General features: G+C 48.8%; 7 protein-coding genes. All 7 read right to left on the bottom strand.

Features of this window, described 5'->3' with window-relative positions:
• Position 1: 1 nt before the first annotated feature.
• Positions 2-2497, bottom strand: a complete 2496-nt coding sequence (locus JNJ77_02960; GenBank protein ID MBL8821520.1) for a c-type cytochrome — start codon at positions 2495-2497, stop codon at positions 2-4.
• 14 nt (positions 2498-2511) lie between these two features.
• Positions 2512-3903: a DUF1501 domain-containing protein gene (locus JNJ77_02965; GenBank protein MBL8821521.1), complete on the bottom strand. Its 1392-nt coding sequence runs from the start codon at positions 3901-3903 to the stop codon at positions 2512-2514.
• Between the two features lie 102 nt (positions 3904-4005).
• Positions 4006-5412, bottom strand: a complete 1407-nt coding sequence (locus tag JNJ77_02970; protein MBL8821522.1) for an amidohydrolase family protein — start codon at positions 5410-5412, stop codon at positions 4006-4008.
• A gap of 12 nt (positions 5413-5424) precedes the next feature.
• On the bottom strand, positions 5425-6555 hold the full coding sequence (locus tag JNJ77_02975; GenBank protein MBL8821523.1) for a S41 family peptidase: 1131 nt from the start codon (positions 6553-6555) through the stop codon (positions 5425-5427).
• 108 nt (positions 6556-6663) lie between these two features.
• A complete protein-coding gene (locus tag JNJ77_02980; GenBank protein ID MBL8821524.1) occupies positions 6664-7476 on the bottom strand; it encodes a helix-turn-helix transcriptional regulator in 813 nt (270 codons plus the stop codon).
• A 57-nt stretch (positions 7477-7533) separates the two neighbouring features.
• Positions 7534-8811 carry a Gfo/Idh/MocA family oxidoreductase gene (locus JNJ77_02985; GenBank protein MBL8821525.1) on the bottom strand — a complete coding sequence of 426 codons (1278 nt, stop codon included), beginning with the start codon at positions 8809-8811 and terminating at the stop codon, positions 7534-7536.
• A gap of 10 nt (positions 8812-8821) precedes the next feature.
• Entirely contained in the window at positions 8822-10294 is a 1473-nt protein-coding gene (locus JNJ77_02990; GenBank protein ID MBL8821526.1) for a DUF1501 domain-containing protein, read from the bottom strand.
• Positions 10295-10303 lie beyond the last annotated feature (9 nt).

A 10303-nucleotide genomic window follows, 5' to 3' on the forward strand; every position in this document is an offset into this window, starting at 1 on the left:
CCTATTTGCAGGAAATCAGAAAGGCAAACAAGTCGCGTGCGTCTTTGGTTGATAACTGTCGCAACAACCCTTGAGGCATCAATGATTGACTGGATGCCTTCGTTTCTGCAATGTCATGGGTTTTAACAGTAAATGTTTTTCCCTGTTGATCCAGATAGGTGTACTCATCCAGATAAGTACGGATGAGCATTCCGTGTAATGTTCTGCCATCATGCATGGACAGCGTCCAGTTTTGAAAATGTGGCGCTACGGTGGCACTGGGTTGCAGCAATGATTCCAGAATTCTTTTTGGTTCCATACGTCCAATGGTTGACAAATCTGGCCCAGATACACTGCCTCGTCCATTGACGGAATGACAACGGAAACAGCCTGCCTTTTGTGGATGGTAAAAAACTTGCCAGCCTGCTTCATGGTTTCCACCAGAACCAATAAGCTTTTGCCAGGCATCGATATCAGTATCGCCTGGCAGGTTCTTGTTTTCTACTGTTTGAGTTAATGTTGTTTGTTCGAGTAACCCCTGTGATGCCCAAGCTCGGACTTCGGATGAATATTCTGTATTTTTAGCAATTCTTTTAAGCACTGCATTTCTGTCCTTGCTGGGATGCAGACAGAGAGTCAAGGCAATCTCGTGCTTCATACTGTTGTCAGAACTATTAATGAGTTGTTCGAGAAACGCGATAGACAAGGGTGGATGCGAAGGTGGAATCAGCCTGAGAGCCTGCAGCTTTTGATCAGGCGATGATTCCGGACGTTTCAGGATTTCAAACAGATGATCGGCAAGCTGTGATTCAGTCACTTCCTTACCCTGCAGCCTGGAGAGCGTAGTCGCCAAAGCCAAGGATAAGCGACTGGTTCGTGAAGGCTGCGACATCTTTTGCTGAACCTGTGGTTCATATTCCTTCAGTGCTTTATCTGAAATCCATTTCAAAGCTTGGAACTGAATTTCCTCATCGGAATCGTGCAGAAAATCAGGAAGGTTCTTGTGAAAGCGGCTGAGATTCGATGCTTGTTGTGCTAACAGCACCGCCAATCTGGTTGTTGAATTCAGTTTGCTTTGTTGAATTTTATCCAACAGTTCTGGAGTCTTCGCTAAATGTTGCCGGGCGGCCTGCTGCATAAATGGATCAGAGTGTGTCAAGAATTCCAACAACACAGGTAAATCATCCTGCCGATTCAATGAGGGTATCGCTTCCAGGATGACATACGGTGATTGCAGTTTGTTGAGATATTCGGAAACCGATTGCCCATTCTGCCGTTTCTTTCTCACTTTCTGGGCTTCAACTAGCTCACGATTTTTCTGCAAATCCAATTGCTGTAATTCGTTAACTGATTTCTGTTCATAACTAAGGGGCTTTACAGGTCTAACCTGCCAGATCGCACCTTTGCCATGCAGGGTATAGTCAGATTTGACCCAATCTCCCATGAATAGCGATCCATCGGGTGCAACTGCAAGTCCGGTAGGACGAAAATCACCGCTGCCCAGAACAACAATTTTCTGATCAGCTGAGTATGAAGCTCCTTGAGGCTTGAGGTCGTATCGTTCCAGACGATGATCCGCCCAGCTGGTCACCAGATATGAACCATAGTATTCCGCAGGCAACGCTGAATGCTCATAACGAATAATCTCGCAGGGTGCTTCACCGGTTCCTGCGATCATTGGCAATGTGCCTGGCAGTTGTCCATTCCATGCCTGAAACGGATGTTTTCCCGATCTGCCGTAGCGAAATTGATAGCCGTAGTCACCACCTTCAACAACATGCAATAATCGGCAGGGAGGCGTCGAATCCGGGTCATTATCGATAGCCAGTATCCTGCCAAACGAATCAACATGAATGCCAAATGGATTCCAAAAGCCCGTTGCAACTCGTCTGAGTTTTTTCCCGTCTTTAGTGCACCAGAAGATATTGCCGCCCTCACCACCGTCAGCATGAACGACGCCATCGCTGCCGATCAAGCGATAGTTCGCACCAAGATTTTCTCCCATTCCAAAGTACAGGTTTCCATCTGGATCGAACGCCAATCCCGACAGACCGTTATGAGGGTAATCACCTCGTGTTTCGAGAAACATCACACGTTCCTGAGCATCAGCCTTCCCATCGCCATCCGTATCTCGCAACCGGAGAATTTCTTTGCGTGTAGCGAGGTATACTGAACCATCGGGATGTACCGCGATGTCCATACTCGCAGAGGTACCTTCGAAGAATGTGGTGAATTTGTCGGCTCTCCCATCACCATCGGTGTCTTCCAGAACTCGAATCCGGTCATGCTTTGGGCCGACATAGTTGGCCGGTCTGAAATGGGTATGGCTTTCAATTACCAGCAACCTGTTTTGATGATCAAAGGTCAGCGCTACTGGATGCACAATATCAGGTTGCTGCGCAAATAACCTGACTTCCAGCCTCGGATCAACGGAGCGTGGGCCTCCGCTGACATGTTCATTTGCCGGCAACACAACCAGGCAACAAACACTCAAACACCAGATTATGATGGATTTCATATCAACTCTTGAGATTAGAATAGTTCCGTCAACGGTTTGCCGTCAGGCAACAACTGCATCGGGCGACCTTCCCGATCAGTCCATTCAAGGTTCTCTATGCCCATGGCATGATAGACTGTATGAGCAATATCGCTGGGTGTTAGTTTCTTCTCGTACGGATAAGCAGCTACTCTGTCTGACTGGCCATAACTTTGCCCGCCCCGAACGCCGCCACCGGCCAGAAGAACACTCATGCAGTTGGTCCAGTGATCCCGTCCGCCACCATAAATTCCTCCCGAACGTTGATCGCCAATGCGGGGTTGCCTGCCCATTTCACTGTTTACCTGTACAAGTGTTTGCGCGAGCAAACCCCGTTCATGCATGTCGGCCAGCAGAGCGCTAAAGCAACGATCAAATTCAGGCAGAAGATGATCCTTCAAGCAACCGAAATTGTTGCCATGCGTATCCCAGCCACCACCACTTTTACACAGGTCATTCAGTTTGAGATCTTCCATCCAGTAAACTGCAACAAAAGGCACACCCGCTTCCACCAGGCGTCTGGCCATCAGCATGCTCGTCCCGTTGAGTGTCTTCCCATAACGTTCCAGTGTCGAAGTTGATTCCTGCGAGAGATCAAACGCACTCTTGGTTGGGGATGCAGTCAGCAATGAAAATGCCTTGTGCTGCATCCGCGTATAGCCAACAGAAGATTCAAGTGTCCGCGATGCAGTATCGAGTGCCGATAGTAATGATTTGCGATCCTGCAATCTGTCTCCGCTAATTGCTCCGTGGAGCGAAAGTGTTGGAGCTACAAAATCCATCGGTTTTTCGAGTTTGCCCAGCAGGTAAAAGGGATCATACTCATAGCCAAGGCGTGCAGAGAATTGCCCTGGACGAGTGTATTCAGGGAATCCCGGTTTCTGCGGTAAAGCTATGAGTGAAGGAAGTTGTGCATGGGTGGGCCTTTTTGCAGCAACTACTGAGCCAACAAATGGCCAGTCGGTGGGATACGGTTTTCGATTATTGCCCTGCTGCCTGAATGTCTCATCCGGTGGATGACCTGTCAAATTGTAATAGTATCCTGCATGATGATCGCCGGTACCGTGTCCATCGTGCCCCAGCGATTTGATGATTGCCAGATGATGGGCCTGCCTCGCCAGCAAAGGCAGATGTTCACACAGTTGAATCTCAGGGGCACTTGTCGAGATCGGCTTGAACACACCTCGATATTCAGCCGGGGCAGAGGGCTTCATATCCCAGGTATCAATGTGCGAAGCTCCACCACTCAACCAGATCAAGATAGTCGACTTGGCTGATGCACGAGATGCACTGTTCGCACCTGCACTAGTAGCGATTGCACCAGCACAGGCAGTTAGAAAAGTTCTGCGTGACAAGTATGGATGAGCTAAACCAAGTCCCGTGAGCATATGCAATTCCACACGGCAATTCGGAGCATGAGTACTGGTAGTAACAGTACCCTACCCTATTTGGCCGATGAATTACAGCCGCAAAATGAAATTATCTGCATCTCAACGAGACGCGGTTTGAATCATGTCCTTCAGCTTGTCTTTATCAAGCCAGTTCCCACCAATTGAAACACCCTCGATCTGCGTAGTGTTTCGAATGTTATCCAGCGGGTTGGCAGAAAGAAGAACCAGATCAGCACGCTTGCCCTTTTCAATGGTTCCCCACTCCGTTTTGGCATGGAGAAATTCAGCAGCATTGCACGTTGCTGCGGACAACGCCTGATATGGCGTCAAACCTGCATTCACCAGACTTTCCAATTCTCGATGAAGAGTAAATCCATATCCAAAAAACCACTCAGGAGTATCAGAACCAGCAACGATTTTTCCGCCAGCTGCTGCTATCTCTTTGACTAGCTGGTTTCTTACTTCCACCCAGCGTTTACGACGTGCTTCACTGGGTGGGTTTTTCCAGTAGCGTTCATGAGCCGCTAGATACATATCACGATGTTTCTGAGGCTGCAGCAGCCAATCGGGTCGTGAACGTATTTCCTCCAGCGATTGTCCTTGAGCAAATGCTTTCTTGAATATCGTCAAAGTTGGACACGTCCAGGTACGGGAATCTGCAGTGGCTTTCGCCAGTATTTTGATTTTCTTGTCGTCTATGTAGTCAATGCTCTCCCAGTTTTTGGGACGGAATACGCCGCGATCAGATACCGATTCTTTCATCGGCGCATCATCCTTCAGAATCGATTCAAGGTAATTATCAAGATGCTCGATATGTTGCCCAGCAGCCAGCGACTTCACCACACCTACGCGTGGATCAACATGCCCGACCAGTCGAATCCCCTGCCTGGCACCTTCACTGGAAATACCTTCAAACACTTCAGGTGTTATAAACAATGTTAATTTGATGAAATCGTATCCTGCATCAGCACATTCCTTGACTGCGTTCTGAGCTTCCAAGGGGGTTGTAACTACTTTCGCATTGGTGTCTTTACGACCTGTGAACTGTGGACTGGCAATCCACATCTGCGGCCCAAGCACTTTACCTTCCTGAATCGAACGACGCAGTTGTAAATGATCGGGCGTACCGATCATCATTCTGACTGTAGTTACACCGTTTGCCACGATCACGCCCAGTTCATCCGGCGCCTTGCTCTTGGGAGCAACATCATCGGAGTAGAGGTGGACGTGCATATCTGCCAAACCGGGAATCAGGAATTTTCCCGATCCATCAATAATAATGCGAGTACCATCCGGTATGGTGATATTTGTTCCTAACTCGGCAATTCTACCTTCTCGAATCAGTATTGTTGTTTTCGGTTGGATCTGATCGTTCGTCATCGAGATCAGATTAACATTGGTAATAGCAAATGTTTCTTTCGACAAAGCAGTGCGCGAAGCCTGTCCAAAAACAGGCTCCATGCAGATCAGTAACAAAACACAACCAATGGAGTGCCAATGCATCATGAATACCCTTGGTTATTGCTTCGTTTTGGCCTGTCGATCCTTCAGATTGGCTTGCCTGCGTTCCGCGATCCGTTTACTGCGATTGGCTGCTGAATCGACATCCTGTTGTACCCGTTCCCGGATTTTACTGTCCGAAGATTTGAGCAACGTTTTGATGGCGTGGGCATGTGCCGTTTCCAGTGCTTTATCAGCATCCACTTCGATGTCAGGCTTCACACCAACACCTTCCCAGTTGGTATTGGTGATGGGGTTGATGGCACGGCCAGTAGGGATGAAAATCGAATAATGGTTTGCTACTGGAACCATGCCACCGGGATGAGCGCCGCCACCAGTGATTTCACCAACCAGTGTTGCTCGTTTCTGTGTCTGAAAATTGTAAGCACACTCTTCTGCACCTGAAAAAGTAAATGCACTGGTAAGGATGTAGACATCCTTATTGAGATAGCGTGGGCCTGGTACTTCCTTGTTGGTCCAGAACTCTTCCTTGCGATTGTCTTTTCGAAAGTACATCTGGTTAAGGAGTATGGGTGTTTCCCCAAAGAAATAGCTACAGAGATCGCGAACCATCAACGGTGTACCCCCGCCATTTTGTCTCAGGTCAAGAATCAGTGCATCCGTATTTTTCAAAAAGGTCATAGCTGCAGTTAACGGCTCGCGGCCAGCTTCCGGATCCATGAATCCATTCAACTTGATATAGCCGATGTTACCGGTCAGTCGTTCAACCTTCTCGAAGCCAGCGTTGTTGATTCGCATTTCCTCCCGGTATTTTTTCAATTCCTCAGCAGAAGGAGCCATGCGTCGTTCGATCTGTTTGGGATAAGGCTTAGTGCTACATAATACACGTACATGCTTATCTTTTGTTATTTCCTGAATTTGCCTGGTCATTTCAGCTGCCAACTCCTGGCCGGTCTGAATGTTATCGAAGTCTTTATTCTTCATTCTGCTTGTGATTGTTTCTTTTACCTTTAAAGCAACATCAGGAAAAACATACCTGTCGTTGAACTCTTTGAGCATGGCCTCAACAGCATGTTCTCGCTGTTTGGCATCAATAGTTAATGGTGCCTCTGGTTTCGATGCGCTCTGAGCCTGTACACCTGCTACAGCCAATAAGATAATTACCAGACTCTTGATGTACTGATTCATGACGATATCCCCAGTTTTGGAGCAATCACCCTACACTCCACCATTTTGCCTGTGGTATACAGATAAATCTTGAATGAAATGTAGTTTCTGGAAGCAGAAATTGGAAAACTAAACTCGATGGGTAGCTCGATAACGTGCCGGGGTAACTCCCAAGAATTGCTTAAACCAGCGAGTGAGATGGCTTTGATCAGCGAATCCAGCCAGTAATGCTATTTCAGAAAGGCTCAATGTGGATTTCGACAACTTGTCCCTGGCCCATTCAACACGCAATCGTCGCTGATAGTGCCCAGGGGTGCAGTGAAAATGCCGCCGAAAACACTGTACCAGGTAAACAGGGTGGATACCTGCCTCAATAGCCAACTCTTCCAGCGAAAGTGGTGATTGAAAGCGATCCTGCAATAGATCGCGAATGCGCTTCAGCCAAATCGGAACTGTATCGCGGGGCCGCTGACTGCGCAAAAGCCCTGCCAGCAGTTCCAGCGTGAGCCCTTCTACCGCCAGAGGTGAAACTGCATCATGCAGACTGAATTCTTGCTGCAACCGCATGGCCAGATGAGCCATGGATTTATCCATACATTCCTGTGATTTCATAGGAACCGCGCAGGCCTGCCCGGCATGTTCCAGTACTCCTGTTTCAATCTCGATATTGAACGAACAAGAAACCGGTGACTCAATTTTCTCCGAATGGAGTTCTTCAGGCGGATGAAAGGTCAGCATCATCGGTTTGCAGAGACGTTCCTGTTGCCCATATCGCTCCACAAACTGCCCGCGACGCACCAGGCAGAAGTATGCATTCTGATGTGCATGCACCGGCAACCAGTCTCGCTGATGGTGACGGGTTTCTGTCAGCACAATGCCTTGGTAAGCACGGCGGCTCAGCACAGTTCCCAGGAAACAACCACTGGCCAGTTTGGAAATCATGTCAGACTCGAAGTACACAGGCTGATACTATCATACTTCGTCTGGAACTAATTGGAATTAGAAGGTTTTCCATTCTTCCCGATAAGCGGGATTAACCAACGCTTGTGCTTCCTCGTTATTCATAAAGCGTTCACTTTTTGGATCCCATTTGAGCGGTTTTCTCAGTTGATAACCAATATTTGCCAGGTGGCAGACTGTTGCAGAACGATGACCAATCTCAGCAGTACAGATGCACTGTTTTTTCTGCCTGATCGAGTCGATCCAATTCCGATGATGATTGGTGGAATAATAGACTTCTTTTCTGTCATCATTGATCTTGGCGTTCATCAACGATTCAGGAGTTGTCTTGAATTCACCGCGATCCACGTAAAGCGTGCCTTCGGTACCTTCGAAGGTACATCCGCTCGGTCCGCCGTGAATCATGATGGTTCCATCAGCATAAGTGAATTTCAGACCCGAGTTACTGGTTCCAGGTGGCTCGATGGATACCGGGCCAGAATCATCCATGTTGAGTGCCCATTGTGCGATATCAAAATGATGAGCACCCATATCTGCCAGCCCGCCACCCGCATACTCCCGATAATTTCTCCACAGGGGGAAATGCTGATGATTACCCTTGGGACAAAGTATTTCGTTGTACCCACGCATGGCAGCAGGGCCAACCCATCGATCCCAATCCGTTCCATCGGGTACAGCTTGCGTTGGAAGATCACAGGGTATTGCCGGATCGCCAACGCCAATTCGAATAGTCTTTATTTTTCCCAAGAGTCCCTGGCGTACCATGAGCACTGCTTTGCGAAAGCGATGGCCAAATTCACTGCGTTGCTGGCTACCTGTCTGAAAAACTACATTGGCTTTTGCCACTTCATCCATGATACGCCGACCTTCTCCAATGGTACGGGTCAACGGCTTTTCGCAATAGATATGTTTACCCGCACGGGCCGCCAGAATACAAGGTATCGTATGCCAATGATCCGGCGTACTGATTACGACTGCATCAATATCCTTGCGCGCGAGCATCTCACGAAAATCATGGTACTGTTCAACACTTTTATAACTGGCCTGCTGCTTCTGCGTAGCATAGCGTTTCGAGGCCATTTCTGCTGCATGTTCACTTCTTTCTTTCACTACATCGCTAACGGCCAGCACCTGCACATCCACTTGTCCCAGGAAACCTGACAGGTGGCCACGACCCATGATGCCAACGCCGATGAAGCCCAAAGTAATGCGGTCATTGGGTCCAACTGCCTTGCATGTACCAGATGTGTAGACGGCATACACCCCTGCACTGGTGAAGACTGTCTTCACCAGAAAGATGCGACGATGCATTTTCATGGATCATTCCTTAAGCAAACAACGCACTGGCAGGTTGTGCCTGCACCAGTTCCCGAGGCTGGTTCAGATGATTGTAAACCAGGGTGTGTGGATCAATACCGAACGCATGGTAGATCGTCGCCAGGATTTCGATGGGGTGAACCGGATCTTTCTTGGGGCTGCTGGCCGTCTTGTCCGACTCGCCATGCACATAGCCTCGCTTGATTCCTGCTCCAGCAACGATGGCGGTGTAGCAGTATGGCCAGTGATCGCGACCATCAGCGCTGTTCCCGTTACCACTGGTGCTGACGCCCTTCTGTGGACTTCTTCCAAACTCACCGATCACCACGACCATGGTATCGTTAAGCATGCCTCTCTCATCAAGGTCTGTAAACAATGCTGACAAGCCGGCATCCAGCATAGGCCCCGATTGTGTTTTCATGCGTTTAGTAAGTTCAACGTGATGATCCCACGAATGGTTATCTGAGTTGGCAACCTTGGGCCAGATTACTTCCACCACGCGGGTGCCTGCTTCTACCAGCCTTCGTGCGAGCAGCAGGCTTTGACCGAAGGTATTTCTGCCAAAACTGTCCCGGGTCTTGGCAGATTCCTGGCTCAGATCGAAGGCATCGCGTGCTTTACCCGACAACACCAGGCTCAAAGCCTTATCGTAATATGGTCCCAGGTTGTATTCCTGAACCGCTTTGTCTACATCTGGCATGCCTGCATTGATGATGTCACGCAACTTGGCACGACGTTGCAGACGAGTAGCAAAAACTTCCGGACGGAGCTTCAAATCATCCACACGAATACGTTCCATCTTGGACATATCCATGTCATCCCCATCGGGATAAAGAGTGTATGGATCATAGGCACGACCCAGGAAGCCTGCTGTGCCGCCTTTGCCTACCACATTGGATTCCTGCAAAGGTCTGGGTAGCATGACGAAAGGCAACATCGGTGTTTCAGGCGGTCTGAGCTTGGCGATGTTTGAACCGAAGTTTGGGAAATCCTTGGGATCGGGTGGCTCCAACTGACCTGATGGGCTGACTTTGTCAGTCGTGTATCCCGTCATGAGCTGGTAGATCGCAGCAGTATGATTGAACAATCCATTGGGCGTATAGCTCATGGAGCGAATCATCGTGAACTTGTCGTTCACCTCGGCTAATTTCGGCAGAATCTCAGTGAATTGCGTACCAGGCAGCTTGGTCTTAATTGGTTTGAACTGACTACGAACATTGTCAGGCACGTTTTCCTTTGGATCCCAAAGATCGATATGACTGGGACCACCCTGAAGGTAAACCATGATCACACTTTTCGCTTTGCCGAAGCCCTTTCCACCTTTTGGTGTTTTTTCACTGGCTGAGGCAGACTGCAAACGAAAGAGTGTGCCCAAGCTGATGCCGAGCAGGCCTGAACCGCCCACGCGAAGGACATCTCGACGACTGTATCCCAACTGACGATCGCACAGGTCTTTTCCAGCATGACCAGGAACAATAATCATCTTTAGCTC

The sequence above is a fragment of the Planctomycetia bacterium genome (genome assembly GCA_016795155.1).
GTDB lineage: Bacteria > Planctomycetota > Planctomycetia > Gemmatales > HRBIN36 > JAEUIE01.

What these genes read in the sequence shown, in the direction of transcription:
- JNJ77_02980 (MBL8821524.1), bottom strand. Translation starts at nt 7,476, where the DNA reads ATGATTTCCAAACTGGCCAGTGGTTGTTTCCTGGGAACTGTGCTGAGC.
- JNJ77_02965 (MBL8821521.1), bottom strand. Translation starts at nt 3,903, where the DNA reads ATGCTCACGGGACTTGGTTTAGCTCATCCATACTTGTCACGCAGAACT.
- JNJ77_02990 (MBL8821526.1), bottom strand. Translation starts at nt 10,294, where the DNA reads ATGATTATTGTTCCTGGTCATGCTGGAAAAGACCTGTGCGATCGTCAG.
- JNJ77_02960 (MBL8821520.1), bottom strand. Translation starts at nt 2,497, where the DNA reads ATGAAATCCATCATAATCTGGTGTTTGAGTGTTTGTTGCCTGGTTGTG.
- JNJ77_02975 (MBL8821523.1), bottom strand. Translation starts at nt 6,555, where the DNA reads ATGAATCAGTACATCAAGAGTCTGGTAATTATCTTATTGGCTGTAGCA.
- JNJ77_02970 (MBL8821522.1), bottom strand. Translation starts at nt 5,412, where the DNA reads ATGATGCATTGGCACTCCATTGGTTGTGTTTTGTTACTGATCTGCATG.
- JNJ77_02985 (MBL8821525.1), bottom strand. Translation starts at nt 8,811, where the DNA reads ATGAAAATGCATCGTCGCATCTTTCTGGTGAAGACAGTCTTCACCAGT.